At 59.9% G+C, this 14395-nt stretch carries 12 protein-coding genes; 1 reads left to right on the plus strand and 11 read right to left on the minus strand.

Annotated elements, in window-relative coordinates:
* Positions 1–65 precede the first annotated feature (65 nt).
* The 7 genes from lpdA to sdhC all read right to left on the minus strand — a co-directional run bounded on the left by lpdA (position 66) and on the right by sdhC (position 9297).
* The gene (lpdA, locus tag AC07VF_RS18495; protein WP_346626384.1) at positions 66–1502 is read right to left on the minus strand and encodes a dihydrolipoyl dehydrogenase; all 1437 of its coding nucleotides are present in this window, start codon (positions 1500–1502) and stop codon (positions 66–68) included.
* A 172-nt stretch (positions 1503–1674) separates the two neighbouring features.
* Positions 1675–2925, minus strand: a complete 1251-nt coding sequence (gene odhB / locus AC07VF_RS18500; RefSeq protein ID WP_495009703.1) for a 2-oxoglutarate dehydrogenase complex dihydrolipoyllysine-residue succinyltransferase — start codon at positions 2923–2925, stop codon at positions 1675–1677.
* A 42-nt stretch (positions 2926–2967) separates the two neighbouring features.
* The gene (locus tag AC07VF_RS18505) at positions 2968–5799 is read right to left on the minus strand and encodes a 2-oxoglutarate dehydrogenase E1 component (RefSeq protein ID WP_192174890.1); all 2832 of its coding nucleotides are present in this window, start codon (positions 5797–5799) and stop codon (positions 2968–2970) included.
* A gap of 269 nt (positions 5800–6068) precedes the next feature.
* Positions 6069–6773 (minus strand): succinate dehydrogenase iron-sulfur subunit, encoded by a 705-nt coding sequence (locus AC07VF_RS18510; RefSeq protein ID WP_122538402.1) that lies wholly within the window; start codon positions 6771–6773, stop codon positions 6069–6071.
* Between the two features lie 11 nt (positions 6774–6784).
* Positions 6785–8557 (minus strand): succinate dehydrogenase flavoprotein subunit, encoded by a 1773-nt coding sequence (gene sdhA / locus AC07VF_RS18515; protein WP_192174889.1) that lies wholly within the window; start codon positions 8555–8557, stop codon positions 6785–6787.
* Between the two features lie 3 nt (positions 8558–8560).
* Complete coding sequence (gene sdhD, locus AC07VF_RS18520) at positions 8561–8929, minus strand: succinate dehydrogenase, hydrophobic membrane anchor protein (RefSeq protein ID WP_122538398.1); 369 nt, start codon at positions 8927–8929, stop codon at positions 8561–8563.
* The gene (gene sdhC / locus AC07VF_RS18525; RefSeq protein WP_133771634.1) at positions 8923–9297 is read right to left on the minus strand and encodes a succinate dehydrogenase, cytochrome b556 subunit; all 375 of its coding nucleotides are present in this window, start codon (positions 9295–9297) and stop codon (positions 8923–8925) included. Before sdhC ends, sdhD begins: the two co-directional genes overlap by 7 nt.
* A 362-nt stretch (positions 9298–9659) precedes the next feature.
* On the opposite strand from sdhC, the gene gltA reads away from it, so the two are divergent.
* Positions 9660–10949: a citrate synthase gene (gene gltA / locus AC07VF_RS18530; protein ID WP_037009384.1), complete on the plus strand. Its 1290-nt coding sequence runs from the start codon at positions 9660–9662 to the stop codon at positions 10947–10949.
* 84 nt (positions 10950–11033) lie between these two features.
* Here the strand turns inward: gltA and AC07VF_RS18535 are convergent, their stop codons facing one another.
* The 4 genes from AC07VF_RS18535 to AC07VF_RS18550 all read right to left on the minus strand — a co-directional run bounded on the left by AC07VF_RS18535 (position 11034) and on the right by AC07VF_RS18550 (position 14317).
* Positions 11034–11642, minus strand: coding sequence for an START domain-containing protein (locus AC07VF_RS18535; RefSeq protein ID WP_346629727.1), 609 nt, complete (start codon positions 11640–11642; stop codon positions 11034–11036).
* Between the two features lie 45 nt (positions 11643–11687).
* Positions 11688–11945 carry a YkgJ family cysteine cluster protein gene (locus AC07VF_RS18540; protein ID WP_346629726.1) on the minus strand — a complete coding sequence of 86 codons (258 nt, stop codon included), beginning with the start codon at positions 11943–11945 and terminating at the stop codon, positions 11688–11690.
* 101 nt (positions 11946–12046) lie between these two features.
* Positions 12047–12736 carry a translation initiation factor 2 gene (locus tag AC07VF_RS18545; RefSeq protein ID WP_495009702.1) on the minus strand — a complete coding sequence of 230 codons (690 nt, stop codon included), beginning with the start codon at positions 12734–12736 and terminating at the stop codon, positions 12047–12049.
* Between the two features lie 141 nt (positions 12737–12877).
* Positions 12878–14317, minus strand: coding sequence for an aminotransferase-like domain-containing protein (locus AC07VF_RS18550; RefSeq protein ID WP_122538388.1), 1440 nt, complete (start codon positions 14315–14317; stop codon positions 12878–12880).
* Positions 14318–14395 lie beyond the last annotated feature (78 nt).

The raw sequence follows: 14395 nt of genomic DNA on the forward strand, positions 1-14395 counted from the left end.
CAACGGACCTTCCGCGGTAAGCCCTGCGAGCAGGGCCTACGACGGGCGGACCGTCGTGGTTATCTTTAGCGTTTTTTCTTGTTCTGGATGTGGATGGCGCCGCCATTCACAGCCAGTGCCGCTTCGTGCAGCGCTTCGGACAGCGTCGGGTGAGAGAAGACCATCATGCCGATGTCTTCGGCACTGGTGCCGAACTCCATGCCGATCGCGCCCTGCTGTACCAGCTCTGCAGCGCCAGGACCAATGACGTGCACACCCAGTACACGGTCGGTCTTGGCATCAGCGATGACCTTGACGAAACCGCCGGTGTCATTCGCTGCCATTGCACGGCCGCTGGCCGCGAACGGGAACTGACCGACGTTGACTTCCACGCCTTCAGCCTTGAGCGTCTGCTCGGTTTTGCCGACCCATGCGATTTCCGGATGGGTGTAGATAACCGACGGGATCAGGTCGTAGTTCATCTGGGTCTTGTGACCCTTGATGCGCTCGACAACCATGATGCCTTCTTCGGACGCCTTGTGCGCCAGCATCAGACCACGAACCACGTCACCGATCGCGTACACGCCAGGAACGCTGGTCTCGCACTGCTCGTTGACGAAGATGAAACCGCGCTCGTCGATGTCGACGCCGCTATCGGCAGCCAGCAGTTCGGTGGTTACCGGGCGACGGCCCACGGCCACGATCACGCGGTCGAAGGTGATGTTCTGCTCGCCGTCCTTGTCGGTGTAGGTCACGACGACTTCGTCGCCATTGACCTTGGAACCGGTGACGCGTGCGCCCAGCTTGATGTCCAGACCCTGCTTGGTGAAGGTCTTCTGCGCTTCTTTGGCAACAGCTTCGTCAGCGGCCGGCAGGAATTTCTCCAGGGCCTCGAGCACCGTCACTTTGGCACCCAGGCGAGCCCAGACCGAACCCAGTTCCAGACCGATTACACCCGCTCCGATAACGCACAGGCGCTCAGGCACAGCCGGGAATTCCAGGGCGCCTGTCGAATCGACGATGGTGACCTGATTGACCGGAGCCGGCGGAATGTCGATAGGACGCGAACCCGAGGCCAGAATGATGTTCTCGGCTTCGATGACTTCGGTGGTGCCGTCAGGCTTGGTCAGCTCGACTTTCTTGCCGGCCAGCAGCTTGCCGTGGCCTTGCAGGGACGTGACGCCGTTGGCCTTGAACAGGCTGGCAACGCCGCCGGTCAGGCCTTTGACGATCTGGGCCTTGCGGCCAATCATGGCAGCAATGTCCATTTTCAGGTCGTTGAGCGAGATACCGTGAACACCGAACTGGTTCTTGGCTTCGTAGAATTTCCAGGAGCTGTCCAGCAGCGCCTTGGAAGGGATGCAGCCCACGTTCAGGCAGGTACCGCCGAGGGCCAGCTTGCCCTCTTTATCCTGATACTTCTCGATGCAGGCAGTCGTGAGACCGAGTTGCGCGGCCTTGATAGCAGCCACGTAGCCGCCAGGGCCAGCGCCAATCACTACCACGTCGAATTTCTGGGACATAGAAAAGAGTTCCTCTTTAGCTGCGAGCTTTAAGCTGCAAGCTACAAGCTGACCTGCGATGAACTGCAGGATCGGCTTGCGACTTATTCATTGATACCAACCGCGAGTGACAAGCTGCATACCGTACCGCTTCTGACTTGAAGCTTTCGGATTGCAGCTTGACGCTGCTTCGTTAGATGTCCAGCAACAGACGCGCCGGGTCTTCCAGCAGGTTCTTGATGGTCACCAGGAACGTCACGGCTTCTTTACCGTCGATCAGGCGGTGATCGTAGGACAGCGCCAGATACATCATCGGACGGATGACGACCTGACCGTTGATCGCCATAGGACGCTGCAGAATGTTGTGCATGCCCAGGATGGCCGCTTGCGGCGGGTTGACGATCGGGGTCGACATCATCGAACCGAAAGTACCACCGTTGGTGATGGTGAAGGTACCGCCAGTCATCTCGTCGATGGACAGTTTGCCGTCACGGGCTTTCTTGCCGAAGGTGGCGATGCCGCCTTCGATTTCAGCCAGGCTCATCTGCTCGGCATTGCGCAGCACCGGAACCACCAAGCCACGATCGCTCGACACGGCAACGCCGACGTCGGCATAACCGTGGTAGACAATGTCGGTGCCGTCGATCGAAGCGTTGACGGCCGGGTAGCGTTTCAGCGCTTCGGTCGCTGCCTTGACGAAGAACGACATGAAGCCCAGGCGTACGCCGTTGTGGGACTTCTCGAACAGGTCCTTGTACTTCGAACGCAGCGCCATGACTTCGGTCATGTCGACTTCGTTGAAGGTGGTCAGCATCGCCATGTTCGACTGAGCTTCAACCAGACGCTCGGCAACCTTGGCGCGCAGACGGGTCATCGGCACGCGCTTCTCGGTGCGGTCGCCAACAGCGGTCACAGGAGCAGCGGCTGCAGCAGCAGGCTTGGCGGCAGGCGCGGCGGCCGGAGCGGATTTCTTCGCTTCGATGGCAGCGACGACGTCTTCCTTGGTCACGCGACCGTCTTTGCCAGTGCCATTGACGCTGGACAGGTTGATGCCGTTTTCTTCGGCCAGCTTACGGGCAGCCGGAGCGCCGATCGCGTCTTCGTCACCGGAAGCAGCGGCTGGGGCAGCGGCAGCCTGGGCAGGCGCAGCAGCAGGAGCCGACGCAGCGGCGGCTGGAGCGGCCGCAGCTGGAGCGGCAGCGGCGCCGCCCTCTTCGATCGAGCCCAGCAACTGGTTCGACAAGACAGTGGCGCCCTCTTCGGCAACGATTGCGCCCAGTACGCCGTCAGCTTCGGCCAGTACTTCCAGAACGACCTTGTCAGTTTCGATATCGACGATCAGGTCGTCACGCTTGACGGCGTCGCCCGGTTTTTTGTGCCAGGTGGCAACGGTGCCGTCGGCAACGGATTCCGGGAAAGAGGGGGCTTTGATCTCAATAGCCATTATCTGTAATTCCTTTAATTCGGTTTCTAGTGCGCGAAGGCGTTAAACGGAGAACGCGTCTTTCAGCAGTTTTTCCTGCTGTTCGGCGTGCATCGAAGCGTATCCACAAGCAGGAGCAGCGGAAGCATCACGGCCGGCATACTCGAGAACGAGGTTGCGGTTGTGATTGCCGATGCTGCGGCGCAGGTGGTGCTGACTGCTGTACCAGGCGCCCTGGTTCATCGGTTCTTCCTGACACCAGACCACGTTGGTCAGATTGGTGTAAGGCGCGATGGCCTCCATCAGGTCGTCTTCCGGGAACGGATAGAGCTGCTCGAGACGCACGATAGCGATGTCTTCGCGGCCTTCGGCACGGCGTTTTTCCAGCAGGTCGTAGTAGACCTTGCCGCTGCACAGCACCAGACGCGTCACTTTCGCGGCATCGAGGGTGTCGATTTCCGGGATGACGGTCTGGAACGAGCCATGGGCCAGATCTTCCAGGGTCGACACGGCCAGCTTGTGGCGCAGCAACGACTTCGGCGTCAACACGATCAGCGGCTTGCGCAGCGGACGGATCACCTGACGGCGCAACAGATGGTAGATCTGAGCCGGGGTGGTCGGTACGCAGACCTGAATGTTGTGCTCGGCGCACAATTGCAGGTAACGCTCAAGACGTGCCGATGAGTGCTCCGGGCCCTGCCCTTCGTAGCCATGGGGCAACAGCATGGTCAGACCGCACAGACGGCCCCACTTGTGCTCGCCGCTGGTGATGAACTGGTCGATCACGACCTGCGCACCGTTGGCAAAGTCACCGAACTGGGCTTCCCAGATCACCAGCGCATTGGGCTGAGTGGTCGAGTAACCGTATTCGAACGCCAGCACCGCCTCTTCCGACAGGAACGAGTCGTACAGGTCGAAACGAGGCTGACCGGCGTACAGGTTCTGCAGAGGCACGTAGGTCGCGCCGTCTTTCTGGTTGTGCAGCACGGCGTGACGGTGCGAGAACGTACCGCGACCGACGTCCTGCCCGGTGATGCGCACCTGATGGCCTTCGAATGCCAGCGTGGCGTAAGCCATGGTTTCCGCGTAGCCCCAGTTGATCGGAAGGCCACCGACTTGCATCTTCTGGCGGTCTTCGTAGATTTTCTGGACCTGACGCTGAACCACGAAACCTTCTGGCACTTCCATCAGCTTGGCTGACAGTTCCTGGAGCGTCTTGAGGTCGAAACTGGTGTCGTGACGTGCCGTCCACGCGTGACCCAGGTACGGACGCCAGTCGACGAACAATTCCTTGTTCGGCTCTTTGACCAGGCTTTTGACCACATGCATGCCGTTGTCCAGCGCGTTGCGGTACTCGTCGACCTTGGCCTGAGCGGCTTCGGCGTTGAGGATGCCGGCGGCGGCCAGAGAATCGGCGTACAGCTCACGGGTGGTGCGCTGCTTGGCGATCTGCTGGTACATCAGCGGCTGGGTGCCGCTCGGTTCGTCGGCTTCGTTGTGGCCGCGACGACGGTAGCAGACCAGGTCGATGACCACGTCACGCTTGAACTGCATGCGGTAGTCGATCGCCAGCTGGGTCACGAACAGCACGGCTTCCGGATCATCGCCATTCACATGGAGGATCGGCGCCTGAATCATCTTGGCAACGTCGGTCGCGTACTCGGTGGAGCGCGAGTCTTCCTGCTTGCTGATGGTGAAGCCGACCTGGTTGTTGATCACGATGTGGATCGTGCCGCCCGTCTTGAAGCCACGGGTCTGCGACATCTGGAAGGTTTCCAGCACCACACCCTGGCCAGCGAACGCAGCGTCACCGTGGATCGAGATCGGCAGCACTTTCTCGCCAGTGGCGTCGTTGCGACGGTCCTGACGGGCACGCACCGAACCTTCGACCACAGGGGAAACGATTTCCAGGTGGGACGGGTTGAACGCCATCGCCAGGTGGACTTCGCCGCCGGTGGTCATCACGTTGGACGAGAAGCCCTGGTGGTACTTGACGTCACCGGAGCCCAGTTCGACCTTCTTCTTGCCTTCGAACTCGTCGAACAGATCGCGCGGGTTCTTGCCGAAGGTGTTGACCAGCACGTTGAGACGGCCACGGTGGGCCATGCCGATGACGACTTCCTTGGTGCCGTAGGAACCGGAGCGCTGAATCAGCTCGTCGAGCATCGGAATCAGACTTTCGCCGCCTTCCAGACCGAAACGCTTGGTGCCGGGGTACTTGGTGCCCAGGTACTTCTCCAGACCCTCGCCCGCCGTGACGCGCTCGAGCAGGTGGCTCTTGATGTCGGCGGAATAGGCAGGACGGCCACGCACGCTTTCGAGGCGCTGCATGAACCAGTTGCGCTGGTTGGAATCGACGATGTGCGTGAACTCGGCGCCGATGGTGCGGCAATATGTCTGCTGCAACGCTTCGACGATTTCGCGTAGGCTCGCTTCTTCCTTGCCGATGAACAGGTCGCCGGCACGGAATGTGGTATCGAGGTCAGCGTTGGTCAAACCGTAATGGTTGATCGACAGGTCAGCTGGCGCAGTACGCTTCCACAGACCCAGAGGATCGAGTTGCGCACCCTGATGGCCGCGCATACGGAATGCCTGGATAAGTCGCAGCACTTCAACTTGCTTCTTTTCATGCTCGCTGCTCACGCTGCCGGCAGAGACCGGTTGGGCGCGGCGCTGGTTTTTCCCCAGCAACACAAAATGATCGCGAACCGTAGAGTGCGATACATCGGTGGCAGTGCTGCCGTCAGCCGGCAACGTCTGAAAATAGGTGCGCCACTCTTCTGGCACAGCGTTAGGGTCGTGCAGGTAGAGCTCGTAGAGCTCTTCCACATAGGCAGCGTTACCACCGGAAAGGTGGGCGCTGTTCCACATGCGCTGCATCACGCTTTCTTGCATGCTTGGTCACCCTCGATTAGGGGACACCATCGGCGTCGATGCCAGCGCAAACTTGAAAAGTCCATGTGCAGCGACTTCAAGTCACTAGGGATCACGCAGATAGTCCGGGTACCAGCCCGGATGCCCCTGCTGGTTTCATTTCTTCAAAATAAGAGCTGAAGCCATACGACAACTGCTCAGGTTAAAACTACGGCGCCGGTTGAAGCCTGCGCCGCAGCGTTTACGGGTGCTGCAGTAGCGGGTGCTGCGATGTTACAGGTGCGGCAAACTCAGACACCGCTTTTGAGCAGCATGTTGCGCACGTGACCGATAGCCTTGGTTGGATTCAAGCCTTTCGGGCACACGTTGACGCAGTTCATGATGCCGCGGCAGCGGAACACACTGAACGGATCGTCCATGGACGCCAGACGCTCTTGCGTCCGGGTGTCGCGGCTGTCAGCCAGGAAACGATAGGCTTGCAGGATCGCGGCAGGACCCAGGAACTTGTCGGGGTTCCACCAGAAGGACGGGCAGGACGTCGAGCAGCAAGCGCACAGAATGCACTCGTACAGGCCGTCGAGTTTTTCCCGCTCTTCCGGGGTCTGAAGGCGCTCGATGGACGGAGCCGGCGTGTCGTTCTGCAGGAATGGCTTCACCTTCTCGTATTGCTTGTAGAAGATGCTCATGTCGACAGCGAGGTCACGGATGACCGGCAGACCAGGCAGTGGGCGAACCACCAGCTTGTTGCCCTTGACCACGGCCGACAGCGGCGTGATGCAGGCCAGGCCATTCTTGCCGTTGATGTTCATGCCGTCGGAACCGCACACGCCTTCGCGGCACGAACGACGGTACGAGAAGCCTTCGTCCTGCTCTTTGACCAGAGCCAGCACGTCCAGCACCATCAGGTCCTTGCCACCGGTGTCGACCTGGAAATCCTGCATGAACGGCGCGGCGTCCTGATCAGGGTTGTAGCGATAAACACTGACTTGCAACATGGCGGTCACCCTTAATAAGTCCGAATCTTAGGTTCAAAAGTCGGAACAGTTTTCGGCGAGAAGTTCACGGCACGCTTGGCTACGCGTTTTTCACCCGGGAAGTACAGGGTGTGGCACAGCCAGTTCTCGTCGTCGCGATCTTCGAAGTCTTCACGGGCGTGAGCGCCACGGGACTCCTTGCGATGCTCTGCGGCGATCGCCGTTGCTTCAGCGACTTCCAGCAGGTTCTGCAGCTCCAGCGCTTCGATCCGGGCAGTGTTGAACGCCTGGCTCTTGTCGTTGATCTTGACGTTGGCGATACGCGTGCGCAGGTCAGCCAGCTGGGCAATACCCTTCTGCATGTATTCGCCGGTACGGAACACACCGAAGTAGTTCTGCATGCAGCTCTGCAGCTCTTTGCGCAGGGTCGCGACGTCTTCGCCATCGGTACGCGAGTTCAGGCCGTTGAGGCGAGCTAGCGCGACGTCGATGTCGGTTTCGGAAGCGCGACGGTAGTCGACGCCCTCGTTGAGCGCCTGCTCCAGGTGCAGACCCGCAGCACGACCGAAGACCACCAGGTCGAGCAGCGAGTTGCCGCCCAGACGGTTGGCGCCGTGAACCGATACGCACGCCACTTCACCGACCGCGAACAGGCCCGGGATGATGGTGTCGACGCCGGCGGCGTCCTGGGTGATCGCCTGACCATGAATGTTGGTGGCAACGCCGCCCATCATGTAGTGGCAGGTCGGTACGACAGGGATTGGCGCCACGGCTGGATCGACGTGTGCGAAGGTCTTGGACAGTTCCATGATCCCTGGCAGACGGCTGTGCAGCACTTCTTCACCGAGGTGATCAAGCTTGAGCATTACGTGGTCGCCGTCAGGACCGCAACCGTTGCCGGCGATGATCTCTTTAACCATGGAGCGAGCCACAACGTCACGACCGGCAAGGTCCTTGGCGTTTGGCGCGTAGCGCTCCATGAAACGCTCGCCGTGCTTGTTGATCAGGTAACCGCCTTCACCACGGCAGCCTTCGGTGACCAGTACACCTGCGCCGGCGATGCCAGTCGGGTGGAACTGCCACATCTCGATGTCCTGCACCGGTACACCGGCGCGCAACGCCATGCCCACGCCGTCGCCGGTGTTGATCAGGGCGTTGGTGGTGGAGGAATAGATGCGGCCGGCACCGCCGGTGGCCAGCACAGTCGCGTCGGCGCGAATGTAGGAGGTTTCACCGGTTTCGATACAGATGGCGATGATGCCGACGAAGGCGCCGTCCTGGTTCTTCACCAGATCAACTGCGTAGTACTCGTTCAGGAATACGGTGCCGGCTTTCAGGTTGGCCTGATACAGGGTGTGCAGCAGCGCGTGACCGGTACGGTCGGCAGCGGCACAGGTACGTGCAGCCTGACCGCCCTTGCCGAAGTCCTTCGACTGACCGCCGAACGGACGCTGATAGATGCGGCCCTGCTCGGTACGGGAGAACGGCAGCCCCATGTGCTCGAGCTCGAACACGGCTTCCGGGCCAACGGAACACATGTATTCGATAGCGTCCTGGTCACCGATGTAGTCGGAGCCCTTGACGGTGTCGTACATGTGCCAGCGCCAGTCATCGTTCGGGTCGGCCGAAGCGATTGCGCAGGTGATGCCACCCTGGGCGGAAACGGTGTGGGAGCGAGTCGGGAAGACCTTGGTGACGACAGCGGTCTTGTGGCCGCCCTGAGCCAGCTGCAATGCGGCACGCATGCCCGCACCGCCGCCGCCGATGATAATGGCGTCGAATGAAAGCGTATTAATGTTAGCCATGAATCAGATACCCCAAAGAATCTGCACACCCCAGACGAAGTAAGCGAACATCGCAATGCCGCACACCGCCTGAAAAAGGAAACGCACCACTGTCGCGGACTTGCCCAGCGCCATCGGCGTCAGGTAGTCGGTCGCGATGGTCCACATGCCAACCCAGGTGTGAGCCGCCAGGGCTACAAGGGCCAACAGGCTGAAGATGCGCATTGCGTTATGGGAGAAGAGCGCGTGCCACGTGGCGTATTCGATGCCAGGGTGAGCGATCAGGTACCCGATCAGGAAAATGAAATAAGCCGCGAGTACGACGGCGGAGACGCGTTGCGCCATCCAGTCATACAGGCCCGAACGAGAAAGGTTGGTGACGTTGGTTACCATATCCACACTCCTGCCAGAACGATCACCACCACAGACACGGCGATAACGATTTTAGAGCCCAGCTTGCCGCCTTCCAGCGTCTCGCCGATGCCCGAGTCCATGATGAGATGACGGACGCCCGCCACCAGGTGATACAGCAGTGCGGACAGAAGAGCCCAGATCACGAACTTGGCCAGCGGACTGGTCAGTCCCGCTTTCACCGACGCGAAGCCTTCCTCGGAGTCGAGCGACAGGTCCAATGCATAAAGCATGATGGCAATGCCGACGAAGAGGATGACACCGGAGATACGGTGAAGGATGGACGTGTAAGCAGTGATAGGGAGTTTGATGGTCCTTAGGTCTAGGTTTACAGGTCGTTGGCTTTTCACGGCTTTTTTTCACACTGAAGAGCCCTAACACTCAGGGCAAGTTGTTGGGAAGTGTACTGGTCAGGTACCCACTACCCAGGAAGTGACCAACCCCGTTGAATCGGGCCTGAAAGCCCCTGGCGGTCGGACGCGGAGTATAGACAGTTAGCCAACTAATGACAACGCGCAGACCCTGTCCCAAGGGTGGATTGCTTTAGCCCGATAATTGGCGTAAATGGCCCGTAATTTCGACGAAAACCCTGCGTTAAAGCCTTCTGCTACAAGACTTTTGGCAAATTGACTTTAGAATTTATCTCACTATAGTGATGCGGGCCCTGCGTGGGGGGTCTGTCTGATGATTTGAAGCATAATTAGGAGGCCACATGGCTGATAAAAAAGCGCAGTTGATCATCGAGGGCGCAGCCCCCGTCGAGCTGCCCATTCTGACCGGCACCGTTGGTCCCGATGTTATCGACGTACGCGGCCTGACTGCCACCGGACGCTTCACATTTGACCCTGGCTTCATGTCCACCGCCTCATGCGAATCGAAGATCACCTACATCGATGGTGACAACGGCATTCTTCTGCATCGCGGCTACCCGATCGAACAGCTGGCCGAGCAATCGGACTACCTGGAAACCTGCTACCTGCTGCTCAATGGCGAACTGCCAACCGCCGAGCAAAAAGCCGAATTCGTCGTCACCGTGAAGAATCACACCATGGTGCACGAGCAACTCAAGACCTTCTTCAACGGTTTCCGTCGCGACGCCCACCCGATGGCGGTCATGTGCGGTGTGGTCGGTGCCCTCTCGGCGTTCTACCACGACTCACTGGACATCAATAATCCGCAGCACCGCGAAATCTCCGCGATCCGTCTGGTCGCCAAGATGCCGACCCTGGCGGCCATGGTTTACAAGTACTCCATGGGTCAACCCATGATGTACCCGCGCAACGACCTCAGCTACGCGGAAAACTTCCTGCACATGATGTTCAACACGCCGTGCGAGATCAAACCGATCAGCCCGACGCTGGCCAAGGCCATGGACCGGATTTTCATCCTCCACGCCGACCACGAACAGAACGCCTCGACGTCCACCGTGCGCATGGCAGGCTCGTCGGGCGCCAACCCGTTTGCCTGTATCGCCGCCGGTATCGCCGCACTCTGGGGCCCTGCCCACGGTGGCGCGAACGAAGCCGTGCTGACCATGCTCGATGAGATCGGCGATGTGTCCAACATCGACACCTACATCGCCAAGGCCAAGGACAAGAACGATCCGTTCAAGCTGATGGGCTTCGGTCACCGGGTTTACAAGAACCGAGACCCGCGCGCCACTGTGATGAAACAGACCTGCGACGAAGTCCTGCGCGAACTGGGCATCACCAATGACCCGCAGCTCGAGTTGGCCATGCGTCTTGAAGAGATCGCCCTGACCGACCCGTACTTCATCGAACGCTCGCTGTACCCGAACGTCGACTTCTACTCGGGCATCATCCTCAAGGCCATCGGCATCCCGACCAGTATGTTCACCGTGATTTTCGCCCTGGCGCGAACTGTCGGCTGGATCTCTCACTGGAAGGAAATGCTCTCCAGCCCTTACAAGATCGGCCGTCCACGCCAGCTGTACACCGGCGAAGTGTCGCGCGACATCGTTCCGCTGGCCGAGCGCAAATAACTCGACAGCCACCACGACGACGCAAAAAAGGCTGCCCTCGGGCAGCCTTTTTTGCGTGTGGCTTTAGCGTCTCAAGCGAACCGATCAGTTCTTCTCGGCTCGGTCCTTCAGCGCTTTCAGGGTGTTGAACGGCGCATCCACCACGAACTTGTTCGCCAGCCAGGACGGCACGCTGCCGCCAGGTTCAGTGTGCACCTGATAGGTCACCTCGGTCAGGTTGTCGCCCTTGGGCACGAATTTCCAGAACCCCTCAACCTGCGCCACCCGCACAAAGCCCTTCTCTTCCGGGATGTACTTGGGCTCGCCTTCCAGCTCACGGGTCACGCTGCCATCGGCACCTTCCACCGTCGTTACTTTCAGCACCGAATCCCGCGGCGTGACCGGCCACGGCGTGTTGAACTGGGAGTAGGTCCAGGTCTTGTCGCCGTCGTGCTTGAGGATCTTCTGCAGCTTGCACTCGTGAATCCACGCGCAGGCAGCGGCGACGTCTTCCTGCAACGCTCTGAGCTTGCCGATGCCCGCCCTGATGGTGGTCACGCCTTGATAAGCCTTGTACTGCGATCCGGGAACTTCGCTGAGGGAGACCTTGATGCCCTCCTCGTTCTTCGCGACTTTCCATTCCTCAGCCTGCGCTGAAGCAGCCACCCATACAGTCAGTCCCAAGCCGAAAGCAATGCGGTACAGCGAACTCATATGTTGTTCCTTATTGTTGAAGTTCAGTCGCGCCTCGGGTGCGCTTCACGCCACCGATGTCATTTTTTCCCACCAGCCGATCAGACGGATCGCGTCCTCGGGGCCGGTGCCACACACCTCAGGGTCCGCCGCAAACTGACTACACACCGCCGGCCTGCCCGGCTGTCCAAAAATGCCGCAGAGCATATCCAGCGACAAGTGCAGACAGCGCATGCCCGCAGGCTTGCCGTTGGGCATCCCGGGAATCGGTGAGGTAATGGACGGCGCGATGCAGCACGCGCCGCAGCCTGGACGGCATTCCATGAAAAGAACCTGTGTGGCAGTGAGAGTGAGAACGATGGCCTGATCTTACGCGCTAAAACACACGTTTGAAAATCGAGCGCTCTGACAGCGTCATGGGTTCATCACTTTTTGAAGGTGAAATCCAGCGCAGCGCCTTCCACGTCCTTGCGCGCCTCATTGCGCAGCTGCAGGTCCATTTCGTTGCTCAGCAGACGGCCTTGCATCTGGAAGTCAGGGTCGGCGTTTGCGTCAGGGAACATTTTCGGAAGCAGCGGCTTGGCACCGGTTGACGGGGCTTTCGCCTTCGACGCGGAGGTAATCACGTTAGACGGCGGAGTCAGTTGCTTGACCATCTCGGGCGGCAAGCTCAGGTCAAGTGGCACTTTGTTCAGCTTGGTTTCCTTGACCACTTGCGATGCCGATTTGGTCTTGCTGGCCACCGGAGCACGCCGCGCCACTTCGGCGTTATCCGCTTTAACCTTGGCGGATTTGGCGTTGGGGCCCGCTGCCTTGTCGTCGGCTGTTTTGGCGTTGGTAACCGTTCGCGGCGCTTCAGCCGATGACTTGCCGGATGCGACTACAGGCACGGTCGTGATATTTGGCGCAAGGGTATGGACCGCCGGCGCGTCAGCCACAGACTTGTCCGGCAACGCAGGCGAAGGCTCAGGTCCGGAAGCAGGCTTCGCTGGTTCGGGAGACACGGGCGCCACAGCGGGCGCATCGGCAGGCGCGGCAGGCGCCGAGGCGGTGGCTTTCGCCGGTGGCGTGGGCGCTTTATCCGCATCACAGGCGCTCAGCAACACCAACAACATCACACTTATACAACGCAGTGATTTCATAGTCTGAACGGCAGTAAGTAAGACAGGGGCCATATGCTGGCCCTTTGCACGGCGGCTGACAAGTTCCCTTGTCCGCCTCCCCCGATAGTATGGAAAGCTGGCAACCCTACGAGTTCACCAGGATTGCCCGGCATCCTGGCACAACTGCTTGGCCAGCATGCCCACCGTCATCAGCGCCCTCTCTGCTTCCCGGTTCCACGGCAACCCGCAGTTAAGGCGGATGCAATGGTTGAACTGCTCCGTGTTACTGAAGATCAGCCCCGGCGCAATGCTGATGCCCTGCTCCAACGCGCGCACGTGCAACTCCTGAGTGTTCACCCGTCCCGGCAGACTGATCCAGAGAATGAACCCGCCCGCAGGCCGGCTGATCTGCGTGCCTTCGGGAAACATCTGCTGCACCGCCAGCTGAAACGCGCTGAGATTTTTGCGGTGCTCCTGGCGGATAAAGCGTAGGTGCCGGTCGTACCCGCCGTTTTCCAGGTAGGACGCCACCGCCATCTGCGTCACGCTGCACGCTGAATGGGTGCTGAAGGTTTGCAGGCGCTGGATTTCCGCCTGATATTTCCCGGCGATCATCCAGCCGATCCGCACTCCCGGCGACAGGGTTTTGGAGAAGCTGGAGCAGTAGATGACATGGCCCAGCCGGTCGAAGGCCTTCAATGCCTTGGTCTTGTTCTGCTCGTACATCAACTCGCCGTAGATATCGTCTTCGATGATTTGAATGTCGAAGTCCGAGGCCAGGCGCAGCAGGTGTTTCTGCCGCTCTTCCGGCATGGTGCTGCCCAGGGGATTGCTCAGCCGCGAAGTCATCACCAGGGCCTTGATCGACCACTGATTGGCCGCCAGTTGCAGCGCTTCCAGGCTGATCCCGGTGTTCGGGTCGCTGGGTATTTCGATGACTTTCAGGCCAAGCAGATCGGCCAGTTGCAGCAAGCCGTAGTACGTCGGAGATTCTGCGGCGATCAGGTCGCCCGGGCTGGTCAGCACCCGCAGCGACATCTGCAGCGCATCGACACAGCCATGGGTGATCACCACTTCCGAGGGATCGATCACCACGCCGGCGTCGCGCATGCGAATCGCCACCTGACGGCGCAGCGGTTCGAAGCCAGGGCTGAACATGTAATTGAACGCCCGAGGGCTCTGAAATCGGGTGACCTTGGCCAGTTGCTGATGCAACGCGCGCAGGGGCAAGTAATCGATGTGAGGGACAGCAGCGCCAAACGCGAACACCCCTTCCCGCCTCGCTTCGACCAGCACCTGTTGAATGATGCTGGCGCGGGTGACCAGACCGGGTCGCTCGACTCGCGCGATATCGGGGGTCGCCGCCGTGAGGGCCGGGGTTTGATGCACGTAGTAACCGGACTGCGGCCGCGCACGGATCAGACCCTGGTCTTCGAGATTGGCGTAGGCCTGCAGGACGGTGGCATGACTGACGTTGAGCTGGGAGCTCATCTTGCGCACCGAGGGCACGCGCTCGCCGGGCTGATACACGCCCCGGCGAATGTCTTCGGCCAGCTGTTGGGCAATACGTTGGTACAGCAACAGACTGGTCATTTCGCGTCCCTCGATCCCGTGCTTTGATCATGCGTGCGGCGATCGAAACGAAAGGATCACCGGAACAGTTCGGAAGTG

It is taken from the genome of Pseudomonas sp. GW821-FHT02H06, from assembly GCF_059421525.1.